The following is a 26,328-nucleotide window of genomic DNA, read 5'->3' as shown; positions in this document are numbered from 1 at the left end:
GGTGTTCGCAGCGAACAATACGGCTGTAGATTGCGTAGTGATCGCTTATAAAAACGGTGCTGCGAACATCGTTATGGCAAGGGAATGTAGAGTTCAACGATATGACTGATCGCCGAGACTATATAGCGCTTGAGTGGGTTTCTGGAGAGATTTCAGAAGCCCTAGGTCAGTGCGTGTCACTGATTGACGATTTTTTTCAAAATGACCACGTAAGTTCTTTAGATCGTGCAAGCATGCTGCTGCATCAGGTTCAGGGTAGCCTGCGGATGATCGAGTTTAGTGGTGCCGCGCTGTTAGTCGATGAGATGGAACGCAGTATTCAATCTGCAATCGCTGGCGGTGATATTGCACGCAGCCAGCACGATGTATTACACGCAGTGCAAACCAGTGCCGATGAACTGCCAGCCTATTTACGGCGTGTGAAAGATAGTAAGAGTGAGTTGCCTGCCTCGTTAATCATGATATTTAACGACCTTCGCGCGGCAAACCATCAATCCCTTTTATCGTCTACTGTCTTGTTTAACCCCGCGTTGAACTTGGCAGCAGATTCGACGGCCAATGAATCTACGTTGTCGGCACAAACCTTTACGGAGTTGGCCGGCAAATTACTGAAAATGTACCAAATTGCGCTGCAGGCCTATTTGCGTGGCGATGACGAAAAGCAAAACCTGGTTTACTTAGGAAAAGTCGCCGGACGAGCATCTAAGCTCTGCAGTGGTCAGGCACAACAAGTACTGTGGTCGTCGGCCCTGGCCTTGATAGAAGGCCTACTTAACGAATCAATTGCCAATCATTTTGCGGTACGCAATGTATTAAGTCGCTTGGGTTCGGAGCTAAAAATACTAGTGATGGACGGACAGCAGGCTGCACAACGGCCCGTGTCTGTACCTCTACTCAAAGACATTTCCTTTTATATCGCCAGCAGTCCTGCCTCGTCGCGCTATATAAGCGAAGAACGCGAAAAACATGAGCTTGGTGGTTTATTCGATGGCGTGACTGAAAAGAGCGCCGCCCATTTGTCTTTTGTTGAATTGGCGCGGCAGGCTATCGTTAGCGAGCTAAGGACTGCGTCAAATGCGGTGTCTGACAATGATGTATTGCTGGGGCGCTGCACCAGTATCTGTGACGCTATGGCGGTATTGGGGTGGGTGGAATCGCTCTATCCACTAAAAGCTATTATCGATCAGGTGGAGCTTGGTTTGGCCGGCCAGCAAATGCAGGCGGTTGCTACGTCGTTGCAGCGACTAGCGGAGCGTTTATTGTCACCGGCTGATACAGTCGCCGACGCAGCACAGACAGGCGAGCCAAATACCGAAGTGACTACGCGCAGTGTTATTGCGCAAAGTCGGTCAATTTTATTCGATGCTCAAGAGGCGATTATTGCCTATGTGGCAGAGCATTGGCAGAGTAGCAATTTACAGAGCACACCGGCGCAACTTCGGGAATCTGCGGCACTAGCGAGTTCAGTCGGTTTTGCGGCACCCGCTTTAGTGTTGGAGCGCTGTGCCGAGTACCTTACTGACAAAATACTTACTCAACAAATAGTGCCAGATTGGCAAACATTGGATGCCTTGGCGGATGCCTTAACGTCAGTGGACTATTACCTCGAGCGGAGCAGCAGCGGTCGTCAAAATGATGATGAGGCGCTACTCGTCGGTGCGGAAGCCTGTGTTGCCAAATTGGGTTATCCGGTGCCTGGCGCGCCGCGTGATGCGACGAATATACTGCCTTGGCCAGGTAAAAACACCGACGCGAAAGAGGCGGCGGAGCCAGCAGATGTTGGTGCGGTAGTAGAGCTTGATCCCGATATTGTTGATATCTTTCTTGAGGAAGCGCAGGACGTACTTGCTCTACTCAATGAAACCTTACCCATTTGGAAAGATCGTCTGGATTCAGAAGACTATCTAGCAGTGGTTCGACGAGCTTTTCACACCCTGAAGGGCAGCGGTCGCATGGTTGGCGCTTACCAAATGGGTGAGTTAGCGTGGTCTGTTGAGGCAATGTTGAACAAGGTGGTAGACAGTCATTTCGTGATGGATGACGCGCGTCTACAACTGGTTGAAAATGTAACGGCGCTACTGCCAGATCTGATTGCGGGGCTTGCTGAAGGCCGGGAATTACCGCCGTCTTCAGTAGATGGATTAATGACCTTTGCCGGTGCCTTAGCGCAGGAGCAAATCCCTCAATCCAATGCGGGTTCCGGTGCTGACGAAGATGGTTTGACGTCGATTTTTATGGGTGAGGCAGATACCCATTTGCGGGTGCTAGAAGCCTATATCGAGAGCGTCGATAGCTATCCTGCTAGATTGACCGATGAGGTGCAGCGAGCGCTGCATACCCTGAAAGGCTCGTCGAAAATGGCCGAGGTATGGCCGGTCGCCAATATCATTTCTCCCTTAGAGAGTCTCGTTAAAGAGTTGCGCTCTATGCGGGTTGCTGCAGGTGAGAACCTTGTTGCCCTGATTTCAGATGTAGTTCGACAAGTTAGATCAATGGTCAAGCAGTTGGCCGACACACCGGTAGCGTCTTTGCATACGCCAAAAACCTTGTTGTCGTCTATCAATGCCTTATCTGTGCAGTTAATTCACGAGGCTGAATTTGCGTCTGATCGCAATGCCCGTGGCGAGGTATCTGCCGGTGCACTCGACGCGTTTTTGGCTAATAATTTAGACAGTGTTCAAGGTCTCTTGGACATTCTTAGTGAAAATCAAGACATCGACGCTGGCACCTTGGTCGAGTACGCCCAAATTATGGGAGTATTTGCGCAGCGCGCTGAGGAAATTAACTGCGAGCCAATTGCCGAGTTGGCGCAGGCCTTACAGGTAATGCTTAGTCATGCAATAGATCCTTTGCCACAACATTTTACTACGCTGGTAAATGAAGCTTTAGAGCAGCTAATGGATTATTTAAATCAGTTGGCGGCTGAACAAACGGTATTAGAAAATAGCGATTTAATTGATCGGATTCGCAATGTGGATTTGATCGCAGCGGAACCCATAGAAATTGAATTGGCTTCTCCGGTTGAACGGCTTGAAACAGTCGAGGAGTTTGGCGAGCCGGAAGAGATTGTTATTGAGGACGTCCCTGCAGATGTCACTAAGGATAATGTTGATTTAACTACTTCTGAGTCAGTCGCCTCAGCCGATAATACGTTTGGTGAAAGCGGTGACTTTGTTGAGGAAGAGTTTACTGCTGATCAAAATGTCGCAAATACCAATGTCGATGTCGATAGTACACAGGCATCAAATTCTGGCTACGAGCAAACACCCAATAGTGGTGCGGCCGTAAACGAAGGCACATCTTTGCCTGCGGTTGAAGACAGTATTGATATCGAAATACTGGAGATCTTTTTAGAAGAAGCGGCAGATTTATTAGAGAGCTTAGACGAGTCTATTCAGCATTGGGCTGGTGAGCGCGATGAGCTAGTTCATCTCGATAATATTCAGCGTTATTTGCACACATTAAAAGGTGGTGCGCGCTTGTCGGGAATGATGGCGGTTGGCGATCTTAGCCATAATTTTGAAACAGCCATTGCGACTGCTGTCGCCCAGCGCAATACGTCCAGTGACGAATTCTTCAATCTTGTACAGCAATTTCAAGATCAGCTGGTACACGCGGTTGCCGCTATTGATGACCCGACACTTGCTGCGCCGCCTATCGATCCAAATCTTAGTGATTTTATAAATACGGTTGAGGAAGACGTTACTTCGGACATCGAGTTTAGTGAAATACCTGCGCAAGACGTGGCGCCGGTCTCACAGACGGAAAGACTTCTTAGAGAAGATTATTCTCTGGCATCGTCGATGGCGAAAGCGACGCCACAAGAAATGATCAAGGTGCCGTCGCCACTGCTTGAACGCTTAATTAACTTGGCGGGTGAAACTTCTATTGCTCGCGGTCGTGTTGAAGAGCAAGTGAACGAAATTAATTTTTCGCTGGAAGAAATGGAAATTACCGTCGATCGCTTGCGGGGTCAGGTGAGGCGTATGGATATAGAAACCGAAGCGCAAATTATTTTTCGTCAGGAGCAGGTGGAAAGCGAAGGCGCCGATGGTTTTGACCCGCTAGAGTTCGACCGCTATTCACAATTACAGCAATTGTCGCGAGCACTTTTAGAGTCTGCGTCTGACTTAGTAGATTTACGCGGTACGCTACTCGAAAAAAGTCGCGACATGGAAACGCTGTTAGTTCAGCAGTCGCGGGTTAACACTGAACTCCAAGAAGGCTTGATGCGTTCGCAGTTGGTCAACTTCTCGCGCATGGTACCCAGGTTGCGACGGGGCGTGCGGCAGATCGGTAGCGAATTAGATAAACGGGTTGAGTTTAATGTTTACAACGCCGAAGGAGAGATGGACCGCCGAGTCTTAGAGCGTATTATTCCCGCGCTAGAACATATGCTTCGCAACGCGATAGACCACGGTATAGAGTCGCCAGAAGTGCGCGAGGCGGCCGGTAAACCAACGGTCGGCGAAATTAAAATGCGCTTTGACCGGCAGGGCGGCGACGTAGTTATTGTGATTAGTGACGATGGCGGCGGTATAAATTTGCAGGCTGTTCGTCGGCGAGCAGAGGACATGGGGCTCATTACCGCGGACGCTGAACTTAGCGAGCGTCAGCTGCTTGAATATATATTCCATGCTGGGTTTAGTACAGCGAAAAATGTTACGCAAATCTCTGGGCGTGGCGTGGGTATGGACGTGGTCCGCAGTGAAATTAAGCAGCTGGGCGGCGCGATTGAGATTAAGACCGAGGCGGGCAAAGGTTCGCGCTTTGAAATTCGTCTGCCATTCACCGTTTCGGTAAACCGTGCCTTAATGGTGAGCGTGGGTGGTGAAATCTTCGCGGTGCCACTGAATAATATTGAAGGTATTGTGCGAGTCAGCCCCTATGAGCTCGACGTGTACTACCAAGAGAATGGTCCGGATTTCGAATACGCAGGGCAGCAGTACAAATTGCGTTATATGGGTAATTTACTCGACTCAGGTCGGGTGGCTCATCTTGAGGGGCAGTTAGAGTCTCGCCCGGTATTGCTGATTCGCAATGCCGAGCCGCCTACCGCGATTCAAGTGGATTCACTGATGGGTTCTCGCGAAGTTGTCGTAAAAACCCTTGGGCCGCAGTTTGCGGCGGTGCCGGGCTTGTCCGGTGCGACGGTGCTTGGTGACGGTAGTGTGGTTGTCATTTTAGACATGCTCGCCAGTATTCGTGCTGATGTGGCGCGTCGCTTGGCGGGTAATCAGCAGCAATTGCCAGCTGCCGCGTCTCGGTTGACCAGCCGTTTGGTCATGGTGGTGGATGACTCGGTGACGGTGCGTAAAGTAACGTCGCGACTTCTCACCCGTCAGCATATGGAAGTGGCCTTGGCCCGCGATGGTTTAGACGCGGTAAATCAGCTGCAGGATAGCGAGCGTCTTCCCGATGTCATTTTGTTGGATATAGAAATGCCGCGTATGGACGGCTTTGAAGTGGCGAGTCGTTTGCGCAGTAATCCGCGGATGAAGGACATACCTATTATTATGATTAGTTCTCGTACGGGTCAAAAGCATCGTCAGCGTGCTTTTGCGCTTGGTGTGCACAATTTTCTAGGTAAACCCTACCAAGAAATTCAGTTATTGAAGGCGATTGATGAAGTCATGTCTGGCGTGGTGGATGCATGAGTGAGCTAGTAGAAACTCGGTCGTCGGTACAGACTAATATTATTTTACCCTTGGTAGGCAGTGCCTTACTCCTCCCCAATGCGGCAGTGGCGGAGGTCGTTCTGGCTGGCCAGCTTACTTCTGCAGTGTCGTCCCCTTTTTTACTTGGCTATATGATCTGGCGTGAGCAGGAAATACCGGTGATTAGCTTTGAGGGACTGCTTGAAGGCGAGTTACCGGCAGGTGTAACACTACGCCAAATGGCGGTGTTAAACGGAATTACCGATCGCCAAAAAATGCCCTTTTTTTGCGTGGCGTTGAGCGGTGTGCCGCGGCTTGCACGCTTAAGAGACAGTGATATTACACCCATAGATACCGAAACGAATCCGCTGATTCACAGCTATGTTCGTGCGCTCGACACCAAATTAATGATTCCGGATTGGGATATGTTGGAGCAGGAAATTATTGAGGCTCTGTAGGTAGAGCTTGGCAATCTGCTTACTGATAAAGATTGGATTCGGGGCCATGGATAGGGTAAGCATTAGCTTAGCCAGCCCATATCTCCCCAGCGATGCTGCACAATGCTGATGGCGGCGATGGGTGCGGTTTCTGTTCTGAGTACCCTTGGTCCTACTTGCAGGGCGCGAAAACCCTGTTTACAACTGTACGCAATTTCTTCATCACTTAGCCCGCCTTCCGGTCCAACAAGCAAAGTAAACGTATTTGGCGCAAGTTCGTCGTTGACCAGTTGGTCGTTCTGGCTGGGGCACAAAACCAGTTTTAATTCGCTATCTAAATTTGCGTACCAATCCTCAAGTCGGCATGCTTGGCTTATTTCAACCAAATCATTGCGGCCACATTGCTCACAGGCGCTAATCATAATTTGCTGCCAGTGACGCTGTTTCTTTTCTTGTCGCTCGCCACTCAGCTTTACATCTACTCTTTCGGTAAATAGCGGCGTAATTTTTGTCACGCCTAGCTCAGTCGCTTTTTGTATAACCCAGTCAAATCTGTCGCCCTTAGAAATACCGATAGCGAGTTCTATCTTAATAGGCGAGGGTGGCGTAGTGACGAGTGTTGCACCCTCTAGCTGACAACTAACGTGCTTTTTCCCCGCGTCACTAATTTTTGCCGGGTAGGCATTGCCGTCACCGTTGAACAGAATTAAATCTCGGTCAGCGCGCATCCGCAACACGTGCGACACATAGTGCGCCGCGCGTTCATCTAGCGAGATGACTTGGCCGACAGCCAAGTCCTGTTCTACATAAATTCTCGGTACGCGCATCTTAATTTAGCGCCTTAATAAAGGCTTTAGACTTGCGCTGAAAGTTGTAGAGCTGTTTTTTTGCCGGCGGCAAATCGTCAATTTGGCATTCTACATAGCCTTGTTCTTGGAACCAGTGCGCGGTTTGTGTGGTGAGTACAAACACCGAATCCAAACCTTTTTTGCGGGCCTCTTTTTCCAGTAACTCTAACAAGCGCTCAGCTCGATCCGCGCCGCGATAATCGGGATGCGTCGCAACACAGGCAATTTCGCCGCTGCGTTGTTCGGGGTAGGGGTATAGCGCCGCGCAGGCGACCACCATGCCGTCGCGAACGAGAATTTTGAAGTGTTCGATTTCGTTTTCTAATAATTCCCGCGACCGTTTTAGTAAAACGCCCTTTGCTTCTAGCGGCTCAATAATGGCAAGCAGGCCACCGACATCATCTATACCGGCGGTCATAAATTGCTCATAGTGTTCTTGGGTTATTAAGGTACCCGCACCATCACGACTAAAGAGCTCTTGCAGTAGTGCACCGTCTTGCTGGAAAGAAATCATGTGGCAACGGTTAATCCCAAGATCACCCGCATCTACCACCGCTTGCACAATGCTATCGCTGGCCAAAGATGCCTGCAATTCTAACTCGCGATCTACATCGCGATATTCACATTGCCGTATTAATTCCCCGTCGCTGTCGAGCAGTCCCGCGTCGGTGGTAAACAAAATCAGTTTGTCGGCTTTTAAGGCCGCAGCGGTATGTACCGCGACATCTTCGGCGGTGAGATTGAACACCTCGCCCGTTGGCGAATAGCCCAACGGCGATAGCATCACAATATGTTGGTGGTTGAGTTGCTGTTGTACAGCCTGCGCATCAACTTTTCTGACTATACCGGTATGACGTAAATCGACGCCATCTACCACGCCAATCGGACGGGCGATAACGTAATTGCCGGAACACACGCGAATGGCCGCGCCGTGCATAGGCGAGTTCGCCACACCCATCGACAACAGTGCTTCAATATGGGCGCGTAGCGACCCTGCCGCGTCGGTCACGCAGCGCAGTTCGATATCGTCGGTAATGCGTAGATCATTGTGATAGCGGCTTTCTATACCCGCGCCACGAACCCGCTCTTCTATTTGTGGGCGCGCACCGTGTACTAAAACAAGTTTAACGCCAAGGCTGTTGAGCAGGGCAATATCATGCACAATGTTGGCAAAATTCGGATGCGCAACAGCTTCACCCCCAAACATAATGACGAATGTTTTACCGCGGTGGGCGTTAATATACGGCGCAGAGTTGCGAAACCATTTTACGTAATCGGTATGTTCTGACATGGCAACGGTATGTGTTATGAGTTTAAGCCCTCATTTTGTGTGTAATGTCATAGGCTTACAAGCCATTTTTATGCGCATTCTGTGGAGTTGGGCTTTATGGGCGTAGATAAGCAAGAAACCAAAATCAGTGATGCCGAGGCGCAATGGCAGGCAGGGCTGCGTGAGGCGATCAGCGCACATTTTGCTACTGCCCATGCGCGGGTAGACGATGTACACGCTCGCTATTTCAGTTCTCTTTCTGCGGTTGCTGTCAGACATTGGCGTAATAAAGCCGACGTACCTGCCGATTTAATGAATATTCCGCGTGCTGTATGGCGGTTAATGCGCAGCCTTGGGCGGCGAGGTCAGCCGGTTCATAGAGCGCTAACAGGCAAGGAGCAGGCGATAGCAGATATTTTGGCTGAGCAGGTTTTGGACCTGCCGGCCTTGCAAGCGATGTTGTTCGAGCAGTTGCGCGCCCATCCAGATTATCAGCAGGGTGATATTGAACGCTTGCGTGAGGCTTTAGCGCCCTACGACAGTGACATTGCCGCAAAGCGGCTACAGGCGGCGGTGGCGCAGATGGGACTGCATCATGACAGCAGCCGTGATGTGCTCATGTTTTTGGGTGTGGGTTTGTTGGGCAGAAGCGTGAGCGACAAAATTGCCTTTGGTAGCGCGTCGATGATCGGCATGTCGGCGGCAAGCACGGTATACCTCAGTCAACAAAGTGCATGGGCGGCGCTGTGGGCTGGGTGGTTTGGTGTGCCTACCTGGGTCGCGGTTAGCGGTGCTGTCGCCGGATTTGCAGTCGTATTTTTGGCAACGCCGTTACTCGCCCCAGTGATTGAAGTCGGAGTGAATCGCACGCAGGGTCGTCGTCGCCTGCACAATTTAATAGATAAGGTGGAGCGTGAAATACGGCCATCGGTATCGGCGCAATTATGGCAGTACGGTAGCTATTTGCAGTTTATTCCCGATTTGGTGATGACTCTGCGACACCTTCGCTAAGGGCTCAGTAGTCCGCGCTAAGCCTCGCTGCAAAAAATGCTGTTTTTAAAAAATTAGTTAGTGACAGCGCAGCGATTAAGGGTAAATATGCAGCTTTTTCAGGGGACGTCTAGTGGAAGCTGAAGTACTCTTATCTACGCTGGATACGGAGCAACTATTTGACCGTATTGCCGATGCCTTAACTGAAAAAGGCTACGTCGTGCTGCCCGCCTCCTTACCCATCGCCATGAGCGACGCTTTGTTTGCCCGAATCGCCAGTTTTGAAGACGACGTATTTCGGCCTGCGGGCGTTGGTCGCGCAGGCGAATTTCAGTTAAATCCCTTTGTACGCAATGATGAAATCCGCTGGTTAACACCAACAGATGAGATTGAGGCGAGCTACTTGGCGTGGATGGAAAAGCTCCGCACAGGACTTAATCGTCGCTTGTTTATGGGGCTATTCGATTACGAATGTCATTTTGCCCGCTATGCGCCCGGTGCGTTTTATAAGAAACATGTAGACGCCTTTAAGGGCCGGACTAACCGCGTGCTCTCTACCGTGTTTTATTTAAATCCCAACTGGGCGCTGGCCGACGGCGGCCATCTTGTGATGTACGAAGAAAGTCTAGAGCCCATCGCAAAAATATCGCCTTTGATGGGCACTCTGGTGGTGTTTCTAAGTGATCGTTTTCCCCACGAAGTGACCATCGCAAGCCGCCTGCGTTATAGCATTGCGGGTTGGTTTCGGGTTAATACGACACTTGGGCCGCATATTGATCCGCCGCAGTAGTGGCTTCTGAGTTTTTTCTTTGCAACGACTGGCGCCGAAACAGGGATGAAGTGGTTGACCGAGAAGTCTAATTGTCTGACGATTCGTTTAGGTGAAGGCTACCGTCGAGACTAACAGTGCATCTGATAGATGGCGTCTACGTTCTTCTTCGAGCTTAGTTGCGTATAGTGTTTTGCTTAAATTATATTTTATTTGGTCAAGGAGACTGCTTCATTTGACAGAACTTAAAGTTAAAATTTTTAGGTTTGAAAGTGATTTTGGATAACGCGAGCGCAGTTTTCCAGTAGCTCTTTTTTGCCGTCTCTGGGCGACGTACTTCTTTTTTCGATGCTCGGTGAGTTCAAAGGCGGGGCGAATAGTTTAGTGCCCGACTCTGACATGAGATCATTTTTGGCTTTGCCAATGAACTAGCATCTTAAGGCATTTTTCCTTCTGCGCAGCAACAAGTAACGGATTAAGCCGGATGCTGCAATACCGCGTTCGCGAATGTGCCGATACACTTTTAGCCTAAATCCGTCGTAACAAACCCAAAGTATTCACCCGCGCAATGGGTTCAAATAAACCAGAAGCTAAGGCCATTTTATAAATGGCGTAGGGCGCTTGGCCGCCTTCTTCCGGTGCGGGAAATAGATCGTGGATGGCGAGTACGCCGCCGATGATAATTTTGCCTGCCCAGCAGCGGTAGTCGCATAGTGCGGCATCAAGGCTGTGACCTCCGTCTATAAAGACCATGGCGAGTGGCGTGTGCCAGTGTTTTGCGCTGACTTCTGAGGTGGCTACGATGGGTACGACGGTGTCGTCTAATCCCGCTAGGCGAATATTGCGTCGAAATTCTTTAAAGGTGTCGAAGCGGCCTTCTCCCGCATCGTAGAGATCGGGATCGTGGAACATCTCGCCGAGTTGGTGTTCTTCTGAGCCTACATGATGGTCTACGGCGTAAACCACGCTGTTTTTTTGTTGGCATGCTAGCCCTAAGTAGATGGTCGATTTACCGCAATAGCTGCCGACTTCTAATACTGGGCCGCGCTGTGCTACCGATAAAGCCTGTTCATATAGGGCCTTTGCTTCATCATCGGCTAAAAACCCTTTAACGGTATTGATATGAGGGGGTAGCGCAATATTCATAGTGTTCTCGTGCGGCAAAAAATTGAGCGAGAACAGTAGCCAACTTATGCCTTGGCGGCAACTTACCAAATTGTCAGTTTTATGGTGGTGGTGCCGTTTTGTAAAAAAAGATGGCTGATTTGGCACTGGTGCAGATAATTCCTTGCTGCGTATACTGTGGTGCTAATCACTATAAAACTAAACGGGATAATCACGATGCTCAAATTATATGGGTTTGCTGTAAGTAACTACTTCAATATGGTCAAGCATGTCTTGCTGTACAAGGGCATCGCGTTTGATGAGGTGGCAACCTTTCCTGGCATGGACCCCGCTTACAATAGCAAAAGCCCGATGGGAAAAGTGCCCTGCATTGAAACAGAACAAGGTTATTTGGCGGAAACCAGTGTGATCTTAAGTTATCTTGAGGCTGCGTATCCCGCACGACCGCTGATGCCTGCGGATGAATGGCAGCGAGCTAAGGTGAGTGAGCTAATGAAAATGGCGGAGCTTTATTTTGAGCTGCCTGCGCGCCGTTTGTTTCCTGAAGTTCTCGCAGGTAAAAAAGTGAGCGACGATATTAAGGCCGAGGTACGTGAAACGATTGCCAAGGGTTGTAAAGCCATGGCGCAACTAGCGAAGCCGTCGCCCTATATGTTTGGTGAGGCGATGACCATGGGTGACGTGGCGATGCGCTATTGTTTGGTGACGTGTAAATTGGCAACGCAGGCTATCTATCAGTGGGATGTGGTCGCTGAGGTACCGGGTCTTCGTGAATGGGACGAAATGATGGCTGGGTCAGATATTGCTAAGCAGTTGGATAAAGCAATGCAGGAAGGAATGACAGCATTCTTGGCGGCGGTTAACGCTAAATAATTAGAGTGTGTGGGCGGCTGAGTTGGCCGCCCGCTCACTACGGTTTTGTATTATCAGAGTCCGGTTTCTAAGGCGTCCAGCTCTTCTTGAATCGCCAGCCACTGCTCCTCGGTGTCGTCATTTTGTTCGCGCAAGCTTGCTTGTTCGGCAAGTAATTTCTTTAATTTTTCTTTATTGGTTTCTTCATACAGGCTGGTATCGGCGAGCTGGTCTTCTATGCGCGTCAATTGTTCAGCAAACTTTTGCATGTTCTGTTCTAGCTTTTTCAGCTTTGATGTTAGCGGCGCGAGTTGTGCACGACGTGCTGCGGCTTGCTGTCTCGCCTGCTTTTTGTCGACTAGCGGCGCATCAGTACTGGTTGCTTCATTACTACTTGGTGCGCTTTTATCGCGATTGAGTAACCAGTGACGATAATCTTCTAGGCTGCCGTCGAAGGGCTGCGCTTGGCCGGCATCGACAAGCAGAAACTCGTCCACGGTATTTCGCAGCAAATGTCGATCATGGCTGACGAGGATCACCGCGCCTTCAAAATTTTGTAGTGCGGTTGTGAGGGCGTGACACATCTCAAGGTCGAGATGGTTGGTCGGCTCGTCGAGTAGCAGCATATTCGGGCGTTGCCATACGATGATGGCGAGGGCGAGACGTGCTTTCTCGCCGCCCGAGAAATTCTCACAGCTTTGCTCGGCGTGTTTGCCGTGGAAGTTAAAGCCGCCGATGAAATTACGGATTTCCTGTTCGCGCGCATCGGGACGCAGGCGTTGTAATTGCAGTATTGGGCTGGCGCTTAAGTCCAAAGACTCAAGCTGGTGCTGGTGAAAGTAGCCCATGTGCAAGTGCTCACCCTGTTGGCGCTCGCCAATCAGCGGCTGCAGGGTGCCTGCTAGGGTTTTCATCAGCGTGGATTTACCCGCGCCATTGGCGCCCAGTAGCCCCAGGCGTGTGCCGGGATGGATACTGATATTGAGCTTGTGCAGGATCGGGCTGCTGTAACCCAATGTGGCTTGGGAAAGCGACAGCAACGGATCTGAGAACTGCTTAGGTTCATAAAAGCGGAAATTAAATGGCGAGTCGATATGGGCTGGCGCGATGTCGGCCATTCTTTCCAGCGCTTTTAATCGACTTTGTGCCTGCTTGGCCTTGGTGGCCTTGGCGCGGAAGCGGCGCACAAAGTCTTCCATGTGGGCGCGCACAACTTGTTGCTTTTCGAAGGCCTGTTGTTGTTGGGCAAGACGTTCGCCACGTTGGCGCTCAAAGGCTGTGTAGTTGCCACGGTAGCGCGTCATTGTTTGCCGCTCTAAATGCACCACATGATCACAGCAGGCGTCGATAAAGTCGCGGTCATGTGAAATTAGAAATAAGGTGCCTTCGTAGCGGTGCAGCCATTGTTCTAGCCACAGACTGGCGTCGAGATCCAAGTGATTTGTGGGTTCGTCGAGCAGCATCAAATCTGATGGGCACATGAGCGCCTGTGCTAGATTTAAGCGAATGCGCCAACCACCAGAGAAATCGTTGACCGAGCGCTCCAGTTCGTCCAATTTGAAACCTAGGCCGGTAAGCAGGCGTTCGGCGTCGCTACGAATTTGATAGGCGTTGATCAAATCGAGCTCGCCGTGTAATTCTGCTAGACGATGGTCGTCTTCGCAGCTGGCAATTTGCGCTTCAATGTCACGAAAGCGGTGATGGCCATCAATAACGTATTCAATGGCGCAGCGATCACTGGCATCTACTTCTTGGCGCATTTGGGCAATTTGCCATTGTGCGGGAATAAAAAGTTCGCCACTGTCTTGGACTAACTTGCCGCACATGAGCTGGAATAGACTAGATTTGCCTGTACCGTTGGCACCAACGAGGGCGATATGTTCGCCGGGATTAACGCGTAGGTCGGCGGATTCGAGCAATGCTTTGCCGCCGCGTTGTAAACTGAGGTTCTGGAGTTCAATCATGATGGGGCGCGATTATAGCGTGAGTACCGAGTAATGAATGAAAAATTTAGTGCCGGTGGGAATTCACCTAAACAGACGCTAAGCACCTTGTGGGAATTTGCGCTGGCGGCCTATGCGGCGCCCATAATACAACGGCACTGCCTGTATTTGCAGGACCATTATCAAATGGATGTAAATATGTTGCTGGCGGCGGGGTTCTGCGGTCGTAATGGCTTGATGTGGACAGAACCATTTTGCCGCATATTAATCAACATTGCGGCCCCTATTCGGGAGCAATACATTCTTCCCATTCGGGCGCTGCGGCTTGAAGCCTATGGGAGCGATGGTCTTTATACTGCGTTAAAAAAGGCAGAGATCGAGGCGGAGCGTATAGAAATAAGTAGCTTGGCGGCTGAATTGGCGAAACAAGTTGCGGGAGATGTTGATCGCACTGATGTTGCAAATAATTTGCTGGTTTATGCCGCGTTGGAGGTGGACATAAACCAGGCTAATCTTCAGCTTATGCTTGCTGAACTTGCTGCTAAATTTCTCGAAATCTCCTAAAAATCGTCGAATAGGCTGGCTAATCTGTCCCCCGCCTTATCTGGGTGGCTGGGGATATCGCTCATGCGTCTAACTCGTCGTTTCGGTGGTGGTGTTACTGCTGTTGGCGGTGGAGTGGGAATAGCCGCTTGTTTAACCGCAGCTTCTTTCGTTGTTTTTACTGTCTCCGCTGCTGGGCTTGGCGAGTCTTTTTTGGCGGTGTCTGTGTTTTTCGCTTCGCTTGGTTGGGCAGCTACCTTGTTTTCAGTTTTCTGCACGGTAGATTTTTTAGTGGCCGCGGGTGACGCTGGGCGCGTTTTAGCACTAGTGCTAGGTTTTGCATTTGGCGCCGGTTTTTGAGCCGAGCTTGGTTCGACAGCTTTTTTGGCTGTAGGCTTGGGTGTAACGTCTGGAGTAGCTGCGGTTGTGGCGTCTTTTTTCGAAGATGATGTCGACTTTTCGGGTTTTTTAAGTTCTTTTTCGGCGTCAATTATTGCTTTTAGTACCGCTCTTTCTTTGCGGATGGCTAATTTTTGCTCGAATATTTTACTGCGTATTTGTGCCAGATCAGCCTGATATTTGTCAAAATTAGTCTGATGGGTATCAAGGCTGGCCTGCGCCCGTGCTTGCACGCTGGCTTTGGTGGTTGGTAGGTCTTTTAGCCTCAGTTTGGCTTGGTTGAGTTGCTCGCGGGCTTTATCAATTCTAGACTTTTGAGAAACTTCTTCTTTTTCAAGAAGTAACAGCTCACTTTCCAGTGCCGCGATGTGCTTTTCCCTAAGCGAGTGCAGTTCGGATTGCAGGTTCTGCAACTCAACAAGTGGGGTTTTGGTCGTTTTACTCTTGTTTTTATTACCTATCATGAGAATTAACCCTAGGAATGTTTAAAAAAACATCAATCTGCATTATACAAACTTGCCGCAGAGAATCTATCTTCCCAATCAAGGGAATTCTTTCTCCGGATACTGTGTCTATCGGAACGCTTGTGGCAGACTACGGTCTGAGTAAGCATGTCGAATTTGCGGCAGCATTTTTTCCCATAAATTAAGGTAGTTACATGAATAAGACACTGGTATGTGCGGTGGTAATGAGTGGTCTGCTAACAGCTTGTAATAGTGAAACATCGAGCAAAGCTGATCTAACAACGGAAATTTCTAAAGTCAGCTACGGCATTGGCGCTAATATAGGCGCGAGATTCGGCGATGATCTTCCCTTGGATGTAGATGCGTTTAGCGCGGGTGTTCGCGATGCACTGGCGGGCGGCGATTTGCAGATGAGCGAAGAGGATATTATGAGTACGCTGCAAGCGTATCAGCAGAAGCAGCTGGCTGTTCGTGAGGAAGAAGCCCAGGAAGCGGGCGCGAAGAACAAAGAAGCAGCTGACGCATTTTTTGCTAAAAACAGTAGTGTGGAAGGTGTAACAACTACAGAAAGTGGTTTGCAGTACCAAGTGTTGGTGGCGGGTGATGGCCCTAAACCAACGGCTGACGACACCGTAGAAGTGCATTACCACGGTACTTTATTGGACGGCACGGTGTTTGATAGCTCATACCAACGCGGCGAGACGGTGAGTTTCCCAGTGGGTGGCGTTATTCCGGGTTGGACCGAGGCGCTGCAGTTGATGCCAGTCGGTTCTAAATGGAAGTTGTTTATTCCGCCAGCATTAGCCTATGGTCCAGGTGGCGCAGGCCAAATGATTGGTCCTAATTCTGCATTAATTTTTGATGTTGAGTTAATCAGTATTGCCGGCGACAAGAAGTAATTTCGACCGGATATGAAAAAGGCCCCAAACGGGGCCTTTTTTACGTGCGCAACTACTAACTTTAGCGGAGAGTGGTGCGGTACATCCATGTAGCACCAGTGTCATCCTTAACCTCGCCCAGTCTACGTACTTGCTATATATAGTGAATTAGCTGATATCTGTTTTGTGTGTAAGATATGTCTCAATTTCCGCGACGATACATTCATATATTTAGAAATGGCTTTTACGCCACCAAGAATCTTACTCGTATTGCGCTAGTGTTGTTGCCGTCCAGTTCTTGAGCCACTGGAGCTCTGCAAGGCTTGATTTTGTGCCCGGGAGGACGTCGCTAGTATGTGGGTGGCGGTCGAACCAGAGTTGCTGCGCGGTATAGCCGTCAAGCTCAGGTGCGGTTGCAAGCCACACAATAGTATCGGCTCCCATTCGGCTGTCTCGCATATAATTTTGCAGGGCCTTATTAAAGGCAGGCAGTGATTTGGCGACCCCTGGCGTTGCGGCCCAACCGGGATGCATGGTGTGGTAGCAGCCGGTGGCGGTTTCAGCAAAATCCCGACTTAAGTAAAGCAGAGCACGCTTGGCGCGAGCGTAGGCTTTGCTGCCGTCGTAATTCTCGTCGCGGAATTGTAAGTCATTGATATTCAGGCCTTGAAAATACAGCCCTCCCGAGACGACATTGATAATTCGACTGTCTTTTTCGAAAACCGGCTGGAGTAGCTTGCTCAGTAACACCGGCGCCAGAAAATTTACTGCCAATGCGCGTTCGAAGCCCTCTTCAGTATCTTCTCGCTCGGCGAATAATGCGCCGGCATTGTTTATCAATATGTCTAAATGAGGTTGTTCCTTAAGAATCTGCTTTGCTGCATCTGCGGTGGCGCCTAGCGAGCTGAGATCTGCGCTAATAATACGCAGGGCTTCGTCTGGGCAGCCACTGAAATCTTGGATTTCCTTGGCCGCTGAGTTTAGCTTTTGCTCGTCTCTACCTATTAATAGCAGTGTGGCGCCGAGTCTTGCAAGCTCGCAGGCCGCCGCTAAGCCGAGTCCAGCAGTTGGGCCGGTGATCGCCACAACCTTGCCGTCCATTCTCGTACTGTGTGACTTGCGTGATAGAGATAAATAGCCGCGCTTACCGAAACTGAGTGCGGCGGGTAAAATCAGGCGATCGCTAATGCTGTCCTTTAAGGTGCGGCCAGTGGGCTTGCTCGGCGTGGTTAGCGCCTGTTTTAAACCATTCGCTGCTTTCTTGCCGAGACGGTTTAGGAGTGGTTTAACAGTCCACGCGAAGGAGGGGCTTAGCCAGTCAAGGTCGAGCTCCGCGCGGTAGTCAATCATTGTGCTGCCTGCGGTTATCGCTTTAAAGCTGATCGTGTCGAGGGCGCCGAAATTATCACCGACACCTTGAAGAACTAATTGATGTGGTTCGTCTATGGCCAGTTGCGTATAAAGCATCGGAGCCTGCTTGTTGGCCGGCAACTTAAGCAGTATTTCGTATTCAGTGCCGGCTTTCGGGATGCCGGGCGTTAGTTTGCGTGAGCGATATACTCCCGGATCCCATTGTTCAATGGTCGCGAAATCTTTCAGGTAGGCGAAACAGTCGGCTATGGGCCGATCGACGACGATTTGTTCGTTGAGAGTATATTTCATCTTGGTAATCTCTCTGGCCAGCTACAGCTGCTGCGGGGATGGATTACCGAGTGTTACGAAACTGTAGCGTTAGTAGATCAGAGGTTGCCGCGTCGCTACGATAATACTGAAAAGCGTGAATTTTCTGTTCAATTGTTGTTGCTAAGAAAAGTGTTTGCGGCGCTAATTTTTATGATTTCGCCGCAACATGATGCTAACTAGTTAATATCTGGTATAAAAAGTGTCAGTACTACCATAACTCCAATTAGAATTGCGAGATGGGTATTGAGGGTGTTTTTCAATATAGCGTCTTCCTTGCTATTCAACATAATCTTCTCTCCTGTAGAAGTGTCGTAATTCATTATCAGGACATTCGGGGCTAGGCCGCTATGGATTTACTTGGTAATAGTTTGCGATGTTTTTCCAGTTTTGGGCTTGATATAGCAAGACCGTATAAGAGCAAATTGAGGTGGTAATTTGCGATATAATACGTGCGCCATATAGGTGCGTGAATAGCAATTTCGTCGCCTTGATGGGCAAGTTGAGGTATAGGCAGTGGCTTATAGCGGTGCGAAATCCGTCTTTTTGGAGAAGAGTGTGAAGAAGCAAGGCGCTATATCAGTGAAGAGTGCGGAGAAGAAGACCCGAGCACGTCGAATGTCGCCAGAGCTAAGGCAAGAACAGATTTTGACCTGTGGCGTATATATGTTTGCAGAGCGAGGTTTGGCCAACGCAAACCATGCAGATATATCTGCTGAGATTGGTGTGGCGGTGCCCACGGTATTTCATTACTTTCCGAGCATTGATATGTTGCAGCGGTCGGTATTAACAGAGATACATCGTTATTTTATTGATCAATTGATTGAGCCCTATCTGACTAAGCCCACGCCGGCCTACGAGCGTATTGAAGAGATATTATTAGCGTTTCAGATCTTAATTGATCAAAACAGCCATTACGTTCGTATTTGGTTGGAGTGGTCTGGTTTTACCCGAGGCTTTATTTGGGATATGTACCTCGACTTTTATAAGGAGGCAGTAGCCGGATTGCGGAAGTTACTGCTGGAAGGAAAGCAAGATAATTCTATTTCTTCAGAAATAAACGCCAGCGATGCCGCCCGTGTCATTATGGGTATGGCCCATACTATCGTGCACATGCGTTATTCCGGTAACTCGAAGCGCACTGTTCAAAATACAGTTCATTCTTTAGTGATGAGCTATCTTGCGCCAAAATAGTTCTAAATCCAGATTTCTCCCCCCCAAGATCTAGCTTACTTGTGTAAGTCTTCCTTGCTCGTTGCTGTATTGGTGTTAACAATGATTCTTAAATTTAAGAGTGTTTGTTGATCAATTCAATAATACGACAAGTCTTTATATGAGGCTGCATTTAGGTTTTGCTTGCTACGAACTTTGCCATTCGAACTGGTGCGTAAAAGCCAAGAAATAATGCTTAAGTTATTCATTTCCGCAATGCCATTAACTTTAGGTGAAAACGTGTTCACCTAAAGTTTGCATGACTTAAAGACTAGCGTTACTCGCTGCTTGCTTACCCAAAAAGCCACGCGCAATACCGTAAACTAATAGGCCAGATAGAATGCCGGGCAATCCTTCGTAAACCATATTGTGAAGATCAAAATATCGCCATATTAAGGCCGTTAGTATACCGACACAGCTCATGGTGATTGCCGTACCTTGCGTGGGTCGACCGCCAAATATTAGTACTACCAGCATGGGAACAAACGCACTGGCCAAGCCTGACCACGCCATTACTACCATGGCAAAAACGCTTTGTGCACTGAGTAATGCCCAACCTAACGCCAATATACATACCCCTAGCGTTGACGCTTTGATGAGGAAGGGGCGTTCTATATTGTTGGGTAACAAGTCATGGGTAAAGGCAGCTGAGGAGCTAAGTATTAATGAGTCTGCGGTGGATAAGGTCGCGGCAAAAATTCCCGCGAGGATGAGACCGACAAGCACGGGAGGTAGTAGAGTTTGCGCCATGGTTGGCAGCGCTAGTTCGGCGTCGAAGCTACCTACGTCTGGCAGATAAAGACGTGATAATAGACCTACCGTTGTAGCCATGAGATAAAAAGCGGTAAACCACAAATAGTACCAGCTCCGTGCTCGGTTCATTTCTTCGCCACTGCTGAGCGCCATAAAACGTACCATGACGTGGGGTTGACCGACGACGGATAAGCCTGCGAATAGCCAGCCTAGCGCGAATAAGAAGGCGCCGGCTATGCCCGGAAAAGCAAGGTCTTCGGGGAACCAATCCATGTAATTTGGCACATCTTGCAGGGCGCTGATGGTGGCGCTCACACCGCCTAAATTGGCGATTGCGACCCACATGAGTATGCCCATGGCACTGATCATAACGAACGACTGGGCCGCGTCCGTCCAGATTGATGCGCGAATTCCGCCGGCTAAGCAATAGGCTGCCACCAATACGCTACCGCACACCGCACCCGCCCAGGTCGGCCAGTCGAATAGCACATGTAATGCTTTGCTGCCTGCGAGTAATTGCGCTGCGGCATAGGCGATGAGCAGTACTAAGCAAATTAGCGCAGCTAGGCGCTGATAGCCGGGTAAGATGATGCCGTTCCAATTTGCCAGCACACCGAGGTAACTGACTTCACCGGTTTTTTCGGTCATGTTGCGCAGCTTGCGATGCACAAAGTGGGAGGCAATGAAGTCGCCGAGTATCCATCCCGCCATAACCCAGAACGCGGACAGACCGACGGTGTAGGTATAGCCGATCACACCAATAAACATATATCCGCTGTTATTTGTCGCCACTGCAGACAGACCGACTAGCCACGGTTTTACTGTGTTGCTGGCCAAGTAATAATCTTTACTCTGGTGAGTATTGAAAAACAGCGACGAAAGGCCGATAAACACAAAAACACCGAGAAAGGCGGCAAAACTCCAAGCAGTTATCATAGTTAATTCCGTGATATTTGCAGATATAAAATGTTTTAGTGGTCGCTTACGTGATTGACGGCACAGGTGCTAATAATTCGATTAGCAGAGGATGCTCTCTTAATTCTGACAGCGCCGGATCGCGGTGCAGTTCATCGCGGTATGATTCTGATTGCACCACCGCGCGGGAGAAATAGCGCGCTGCTTCATCTAGGCTGCCTTGGCATGTGTGGGCGCAGGCTAGCTGATAAAACGCATGGGCATTTGAATCATCTAATGCCAAGGCTTGATGACATAGGTTGATTGCCCACTGGGGTTCATTCTGGTCCAGTGCTGCGTCAGCTTTATAGGTAATGGCTTCAATATCATCTTTTCGCAATTCGAGAATTTGATCATAGATCGCGATTTTTCCTGCTGGACTAGATTCTTGAGTTGCTCGTAACCACAGCGAATGTATTTCTTGGGTTAGATTGATCTCTTCGCGATTCGATTCTATGTGTGCAGTTTCTTGCTTTAATTGTTTTTCAATTGTCCGCAAGCGTTTCTCATATTCATCAACTAATTCGGCTACCTGTTCGTTGGCAACTTTGTGGACTTTATCTCTAATATCTCGAATAGAGTTCCAGCCGATCAAGACCAATGCCGAACTCACCGCCGCAATAAGATAAAAGAAATAGGTGACAGTGTTTGTTGCATAAGATACCGCTTTGTCGGCGGCACCTAGTTCACGGTCAACAACTTCCGCAGCTAATTCGCGATGTGAACGTTCCATGTCGATTCTAAGGCTGCGAATCTCATCGAGCATGTAGCGTTCAATAAAGGGTGAGTAAAGCGGTTCGCTTAAGTTATCAATTGAGGCATCGACATTGCTGTCATCGGGCTCTAATGAAGGATCCGCTGACAGCGCCAGCGGAATACACATTAAACCTATAATTGCTAAGCGACTTTTTAAGCGGCGCATATAGCTTCGCCGTGGTCATGCACTTCTACAAGACAACGGTGCAAGCTGGCGACGCCTGTTTCATAATCATCTTCATTAACAACAAACTGCATATCTACTTGGCGCATCGACTGATGCATTGCCAAAACACTGATATTTGCAGATGCTAAAGCTGATACTGTTTTTGCCAACATGCCGGGTACCTGCATATCGCTGCCGATGGCAGAAATAATAGCGACTTTACGGGTACTGACTTCTGCGCTTGGGAACAGTTCTTTTACCGCACTGACGATCCGTTTCACAGTTTTTAAATTAACACCGAGGTAGTTGGTAATCGTGTTTGCGTTGATGTCTTTGGTGATCACCGTGCCTTTAAAGCGCTCAATTGCAGCGAGGATTTTTTGCTCGTACTGCCACAGAGAGCCGACCATATCTTGATCAAAAACCTCTAAAGCGTAGACCTGCTTGCGGCCTGCAATAATCTCAACGCAGGGCTTTTCGCTGCGGTAATCGCAGTCGATCAATGTGCCAGCGTGATTAGGCTCAAAGGTATTTTTCACCCGCAGCGCAATTTTCTGCTGACGCAAACCTTTCGCCGCTCGGGGATGGATTGCTTCCATGCCTAAGTTGGCAAGTTGATCCGCAACGTCGTAGTTTGTCCGACCTATCGGCACAACTTTGTCAGGGCCAACTAAGCGTGGGTCAGCGCTGCTGAGGTGATATTCCTTATGGATAACCGCTTCGCGTGCGCCGCTGATAACCGCCATACGGCTAAAGGTCATCTCGCTATAGCCGCGATCAAAGCTAGCCATTAGGCCTTCCTTGCAGTGCGCGTAGCCGGTTACGATGGGTAATGTTGTGCTTAAATCAATGGCCGAAAGTGCTTCGCGAATATGATCGTCTAAGGGAAGCGCTTCTTCTGCGCGCCAGCCAGAGAGGTCGATATAGCGCGCATTAATGCCGTCTCGTTTTAAAAGTGCAGCGGTGTTCCACGCGCTGTGCGCCTCGCCGATACTAGCTAGCATTTCTCTTACGGTGAGAAGATGGTCTTCAAGGCCAAAGTGACCGTGCTGACAAAGACGATGTAAATTGTCCATGCAGCGCTCAGCCTCAAAAAGACGACCTTCAATATATTTGTTCGCCTCGGCCAATTGGCTAACGTCTGGGAACAAACCGGCATTTATGGTTTTAAGTGTGTTGCCCACTTCGCTTAAGGCATCTCGCCAAAGTGTTTCTGCACCGTCATCGGCGAAGAGTGCATATACACCTGGGTGGCTGTTGCGCTTGTTTTCTAGCAATAAATCAGTGACGCCGCCGTATGCAGAGACGATAAATATACGCTCATAGAGATTACCTTTTTCACCGCCGGCGAGAATAATATTGTCTCTGACCGCCTCGTAATTGGTCATTGAGGTGCCGCCGATTTTTTCTACACTGTGTGTCATTTTTTTCTCCGTTGAAGAACTGAAAAATACTTTCGGTTTCCAGCAGATTAATCGATTGGGTACACGCCGTTTTCGTCATGCACTTCTTTGCCGCTTAAAGGCGGATTGAAAACGCAGGCCAATTGCATATCTTCACTGCCGCCGCGTAGTAAATGCTTGTCGTGTTTATCTAAAAGATAAATAGTGCCCGCTTCTATTTTGTAAATTTTTCCATCGTTCACGGTTTCTATTTCGCCATTGCCTGATATGCAATACACCGACTCAAGATGGTTTTGGTAGTGAATCGGCGTTTCGGTATTGGCGAAGATGGTAGTTATATTGAATGAGAAGCCCATGTTGTCATTCTTTAGAATCATGCGGACACTTTGCCAAGTGTCGGTTGCTACGCGACGCTCAGAGTTTTCACATTCTTTTAAGGTTCTAACAATCATTGTGCGTTCCTTTTTAAATATAAACTGCCGCCCTTATGGCGGCATGAATAGTCAATTCTTAGGGCACTCTTCCACAGATATAAATCCGCAGAAGAGTCGCCTAATTCAATCAGTTAAGATGCTTTTTTTTCGACCGCCGTGTCCAGAACCTCGGCAATTGCTTCGGTGAGAATATCGAGACCGCGCATTAATTCGCTCTTCTCGATAGTTAGTGGGCAGAAGACTTTAACTACTTGGCCGTGGTTGCCGCAGGTTTCAATGACAAGACCGCGTTCAAAACACGCGCGACCAATCTCGTCAGCGGTTTCTCCGTCCCGACATGCCAAACCCTGCATCATGCCGCGACCCTTGGGCTGTAATTTTGTGACACCATAGCGATCTGAAATTTTCTTAAAGCGGTGACTGACAATCGCTGATTTCTCAACAATATCGGCGGCAAACTTCTCATCAGTCCAGTAGTGGCGAATAGCCGCTGCCGCTGTAATGAATGCGTGGTTGTTACCACGGAAAGTGCCGTTGTGCTCACCCGGCTCCCAAATATCCAGGTCGGGGCGCAACAGCACAATTGCAAACGGTAGACCATAGCCGCTCAGTGATTTAGACATGGTGATAATGTCTGGCTTGATGCCACTGGCTTCGAAGCTAAAGAAGGTGCCAGTACGACCACAGCCAGCTTGGATGTCATCAACAATCAGCAAGATGTCATGCTTGCGGCACAGTTTTTCTAAGCCGCGTAGCCAATCATTGTTCGCAACGTTTAATCCGCCCTCGCCCTGTACCGGTTCAACAATCATTGCCGCTGGTAGATCAACACCTGAGGATGGATCTGATAAAAGCTTATCCATCATTTTTAGGCTGTCAGCGTCACGACCATAATAGCCACAGTAAGGCATACGGTTTACATCGCCGAGAGCTACACCGGCGCCGCCACGATGATGGCTGTTACCCGTAGCGGCAACTGCGCCAAGGGTTACGCCGTGAAAGCCATTGGTGAAGGAAACAATTGAGGTGCGACCAGTAACTTTACGCGCTAATTTCAGCGCCGCCTCTACCGCGTTGGTGCCGGTAGGGCCAGTAAACTGGAAGGTATATTCCATGTCGCGTGGCGCCAAAATATGCTCATTGAAGGCCTGTAAAAAGTCCGCCTTGGCCGCGGTGTGCATGTCTAGGCCGTGGGTGATGCCATCGCGCATAATGTAATCGACGAGGGCTTTCTTCAAAATTGGATTGTTATGTCCGTAGTTGAGCGTGCCTGCACCGGCAAGAAAGTCGATATATTGTTTGCCGTTAGTGTCGTACAAATGCTCGCCCTGGGCCTTGTCAAAGGTTACTGGGAAAGAGCGTGCGTAAGATTGAACTTCTGATTCGAGCCTGTCGAAAATAGTCATATTAACTCCTCTTGGTACTGAGTTTGTATTCGTTGTTATGGCAGTGTTGTTGGTTATTCGGGGCCGGAAAATGGTCCGATACGCAGCAACGCTTCGCTGTCGTGTTGGCCACCAAAATGCGCCTCTTTTTCAAACCAAATGCTGTGATTCAATTCGGTGTTGAGTCCGCGGGCAAAACTTTTGAACAGCGCCCACGAGGCTTCGTTGTTTGGTGTGATGGTGGTTTCTAAAAAGCTCACACCTTCGCAGGCTGGGCGTTTTATGATGTCCATCAGCATTCTTTTCGCAAGTCCGCGACCGCGCTGAGATTTATCGACCACAACCTGCCAAACAAAAACCGTGTCGGCTTTTTCGGGTGGGCGGTGGGCGGAAATAAAACCAACCAAACGCCCGTCTTCCTCTACCGCAACCGAAGTCGCTGCAAAGTGTGTGCACTGCAGTAAATTGCAGTAAACGGAGTTGGTATCTAGTGGGGGGCTGGCCGCCACTAATTGATTTAGGGCATAGCCATCTTCCGCCGTTGGCTGGCGAAAACGAAGCGTGGCAGCGTCGGCTTGCATCGCGCTATTTGATTTCAACACAACTTATTTGTGTTCATACTAATTTAATAAACAAATGGTATATAAGGCGTCAATTTTGGTGCGTTATATCGCATTTATTCACTAAATTGTGAACTCAACCTCCTGATTAATTACTTAGTACACGAAGCATTATAGGTGATTTGATTGCCTTTGTTCAAGCCGAGGTATTGACAACGACGTAGTTTATCGGGTGCAAAATCGGCGGCAAGCCGCTACCATTGGGGCGCTAAACGAATCGAAGAAAGTTGAAATGAATAGAATTGACGAAGTCCTTATCTCGCTGCGACGGGTGACCCGCGCCATTGATTTGCACTCTAAGCATCTGATGAAAACAGCGGGGCTTACTGCACCACAAATGCTCATACTGCAAACGCTGCGGGATCAGGGTGATGCGATTATCAGCGATGTGGCCAATCAAATTAGCCTGAGCCAAGCTACCGTGACCAGTATCCTTGATCGTTTAGAAAAGCGTGGATTGGTGATGAGGGAGCGCTCTCAGCAAGATAAGCGCAAGGTGTTTGCCTGCTTAACAGATGCGGGTAACGAGCTGATTCGCAACGCACCTATGCCGCTGCAAGATTATTTTATTCGCCAGTTTAGCGATCTTCAGGATTGGGAGCAGACCCAGATTATTAGTGCGCTGCAGCGCGTAGCGCATATGATGGATGCCCAGCATATCGATGCTGCGCCACTATTGGATGTAGGTGCTATTGACCGGCAAAGCGAAGACGAGGGTCGGGTTTTCGGTTTTGATCGCGAAGAGGGATAATGGCTTCGTCATTTGGCTGTCACGTTTCAATAACGAGTC

General features: G+C 49.3%; 21 protein-coding genes. 9 read left to right on the top strand and 12 right to left on the bottom strand.

The features are described 5' to 3' along the window. Positions 1 to 101 precede the first annotated feature (101 nt). The gene (locus O9X78_RS06590; RefSeq protein ID WP_269618828.1) at positions 102 to 5,657 is read left to right on the top strand and encodes a hybrid sensor histidine kinase/response regulator; all 5,556 of its coding nucleotides are present in this window, start codon (positions 102 to 104) and stop codon (positions 5,655 to 5,657) included. Next, on the top strand, positions 5,654 to 6,115 hold the full coding sequence (locus O9X78_RS06585; RefSeq protein WP_269618827.1) for a chemotaxis protein CheW: 462 nt from the start codon (positions 5,654 to 5,656) through the stop codon (positions 6,113 to 6,115). Before O9X78_RS06590 ends, O9X78_RS06585 begins: the two co-directional genes overlap by 4 nt. A 62-nt stretch (positions 6,116 to 6,177) precedes the next feature. Here O9X78_RS06585 and O9X78_RS06580 read toward each other — a convergent pair whose 3' ends face one another. Further along, a complete protein-coding gene (locus O9X78_RS06580; protein WP_269618826.1) occupies positions 6,178 to 6,921 on the bottom strand; it encodes a 16S rRNA (uracil(1498)-N(3))-methyltransferase in 744 nt (247 codons plus the stop codon). A 1-nt stretch (position 6,922) separates the two neighbouring features. Then, positions 6,923 to 8,233, bottom strand: a complete 1,311-nt coding sequence (argA, locus tag O9X78_RS06575) for an amino-acid N-acetyltransferase (protein ID WP_269618825.1) — start codon at positions 8,231 to 8,233, stop codon at positions 6,923 to 6,925. A 96-nt stretch (positions 8,234 to 8,329) separates the two neighbouring features. Between argA and O9X78_RS06570 the strand changes: the two genes are divergently transcribed. Next, positions 8,330 to 9,223, top strand: a complete 894-nt coding sequence (locus O9X78_RS06570; RefSeq protein WP_269618824.1) for a hypothetical protein — start codon at positions 8,330 to 8,332, stop codon at positions 9,221 to 9,223. Positions 9,224 to 9,335: 112 nt separating this feature from the next. Further along, positions 9,336 to 9,992 carry a 2OG-Fe(II) oxygenase gene (locus O9X78_RS06565; protein ID WP_269618823.1) on the top strand — a complete coding sequence of 219 codons (657 nt, stop codon included), beginning with the start codon at positions 9,336 to 9,338 and terminating at the stop codon, positions 9,990 to 9,992. Between the two features lie 507 nt (positions 9,993 to 10,499). On the opposite strand, the gene O9X78_RS06560 is transcribed toward O9X78_RS06565, so the two are convergent. Beyond that, the gene (locus O9X78_RS06560) at positions 10,500 to 11,117 is read right to left on the bottom strand and encodes a class I SAM-dependent methyltransferase (protein ID WP_269618822.1); all 618 of its coding nucleotides are present in this window, start codon (positions 11,115 to 11,117) and stop codon (positions 10,500 to 10,502) included. A gap of 195 nt (positions 11,118 to 11,312) precedes the next feature. Between O9X78_RS06560 and O9X78_RS06555 the strand changes: the two genes are divergently transcribed. After that, the gene (locus O9X78_RS06555) at positions 11,313 to 11,969 is read left to right on the top strand and encodes a glutathione S-transferase family protein (protein ID WP_269618821.1); all 657 of its coding nucleotides are present in this window, start codon (positions 11,313 to 11,315) and stop codon (positions 11,967 to 11,969) included. Between the two features lie 53 nt (positions 11,970 to 12,022). On the opposite strand, the gene O9X78_RS06550 is transcribed toward O9X78_RS06555, so the two are convergent. Next, complete coding sequence (locus O9X78_RS06550) at positions 12,023 to 13,912, bottom strand: ATP-binding cassette domain-containing protein (RefSeq protein ID WP_269618820.1); 1,890 nt, start codon at positions 13,910 to 13,912, stop codon at positions 12,023 to 12,025. Positions 13,913 to 13,945: 33 nt separating this feature from the next. On the opposite strand from O9X78_RS06550, the gene O9X78_RS06545 reads away from it, so the two are divergent. Continuing rightward, positions 13,946 to 14,455, top strand: coding sequence for a TIGR02444 family protein (locus O9X78_RS06545; RefSeq protein ID WP_269618819.1), 510 nt, complete (start codon positions 13,946 to 13,948; stop codon positions 14,453 to 14,455). Here O9X78_RS06545 and O9X78_RS06540 read toward each other — a convergent pair. After that, positions 14,452 to 15,297 (bottom strand): hypothetical protein, encoded by an 846-nt coding sequence (locus tag O9X78_RS06540; protein ID WP_269618818.1) that lies wholly within the window; start codon positions 15,295 to 15,297, stop codon positions 14,452 to 14,454. The two genes, O9X78_RS06545 and O9X78_RS06540, sit on opposite strands and share 4 nt — an antisense overlap. A 194-nt stretch (positions 15,298 to 15,491) precedes the next feature. Here O9X78_RS06540 and bamJ point away from each other — a divergent pair, with 194 nt between their 5' ends. Beyond that, the gene (bamJ, locus tag O9X78_RS06535; protein WP_269618817.1) at positions 15,492 to 16,196 is read left to right on the top strand and encodes a BamJ family beta-barrel-assembly machinery protein; all 705 of its coding nucleotides are present in this window, start codon (positions 15,492 to 15,494) and stop codon (positions 16,194 to 16,196) included. 240 nt (positions 16,197 to 16,436) lie between these two features. Here the strand turns inward: bamJ and O9X78_RS06530 are convergent, their stop codons facing one another. Further along, positions 16,437 to 17,837, bottom strand: coding sequence for an SDR family NAD(P)-dependent oxidoreductase (locus tag O9X78_RS06530; protein WP_269618816.1), 1,401 nt, complete (start codon positions 17,835 to 17,837; stop codon positions 16,437 to 16,439). A gap of 576 nt (positions 17,838 to 18,413) precedes the next feature. Between O9X78_RS06530 and O9X78_RS06525 the strand changes: the two genes are divergently transcribed. After that, a complete protein-coding gene (locus tag O9X78_RS06525; RefSeq protein WP_269618815.1) occupies positions 18,414 to 19,049 on the top strand; it encodes a TetR/AcrR family transcriptional regulator in 636 nt (211 codons plus the stop codon). Between the two features lie 282 nt (positions 19,050 to 19,331). Here O9X78_RS06525 and O9X78_RS06520 read toward each other — a convergent pair whose 3' ends face one another. The 6 genes from O9X78_RS06520 to ectA form a co-directional block, all read right to left on the bottom strand. Next, positions 19,332 to 20,756: a sodium/proline symporter gene (locus O9X78_RS06520; RefSeq protein ID WP_269618814.1), complete on the bottom strand. Its 1,425-nt coding sequence runs from the start codon at positions 20,754 to 20,756 to the stop codon at positions 19,332 to 19,334. A 46-nt stretch (positions 20,757 to 20,802) separates the two neighbouring features. Continuing rightward, positions 20,803 to 21,696, bottom strand: coding sequence for a TPR end-of-group domain-containing protein (locus O9X78_RS06515; protein ID WP_269618813.1), 894 nt, complete (start codon positions 21,694 to 21,696; stop codon positions 20,803 to 20,805). After that, positions 21,684 to 23,120, bottom strand: a complete 1,437-nt coding sequence (locus O9X78_RS06510; RefSeq protein ID WP_269618812.1) for an aspartate kinase — start codon at positions 23,118 to 23,120, stop codon at positions 21,684 to 21,686. Before O9X78_RS06510 ends, O9X78_RS06515 begins: the two co-directional genes overlap by 13 nt. Positions 23,121 to 23,167: 47 nt before the next feature. After that, positions 23,168 to 23,551 carry an ectoine synthase gene (locus tag O9X78_RS06505; RefSeq protein ID WP_269618811.1) on the bottom strand — a complete coding sequence of 128 codons (384 nt, stop codon included), beginning with the start codon at positions 23,549 to 23,551 and terminating at the stop codon, positions 23,168 to 23,170. Positions 23,552 to 23,664: 113 nt separating this feature from the next. Next, positions 23,665 to 24,939, bottom strand: a complete 1,275-nt coding sequence (gene ectB / locus O9X78_RS06500) for a diaminobutyrate--2-oxoglutarate transaminase (RefSeq protein ID WP_269618810.1) — start codon at positions 24,937 to 24,939, stop codon at positions 23,665 to 23,667. Positions 24,940 to 24,992: 53 nt separating this feature from the next. After that, complete coding sequence (gene ectA, locus O9X78_RS06495; RefSeq protein WP_269618809.1) at positions 24,993 to 25,520, bottom strand: diaminobutyrate acetyltransferase; 528 nt, start codon at positions 25,518 to 25,520, stop codon at positions 24,993 to 24,995. 250 nt (positions 25,521 to 25,770) lie between these two features. On the opposite strand from ectA, the gene O9X78_RS06490 reads away from it, so the two are divergent. Continuing rightward, the gene (locus tag O9X78_RS06490; protein WP_269618808.1) at positions 25,771 to 26,289 is read left to right on the top strand and encodes a MarR family winged helix-turn-helix transcriptional regulator; all 519 of its coding nucleotides are present in this window, start codon (positions 25,771 to 25,773) and stop codon (positions 26,287 to 26,289) included. The last annotated feature ends 39 nt before the right edge of the window (positions 26,290 to 26,328 follow it).

Origin of the sequence: Zhongshania aquatica (assembly GCF_027257955.1) — a bacterium.
Classification (GTDB): domain Bacteria; phylum Pseudomonadota; class Gammaproteobacteria; order Pseudomonadales; family Spongiibacteraceae; genus Spongiibacter; species Spongiibacter aquatica.
This window is presented reverse-complemented; position numbering and strand designations above follow the sequence as displayed.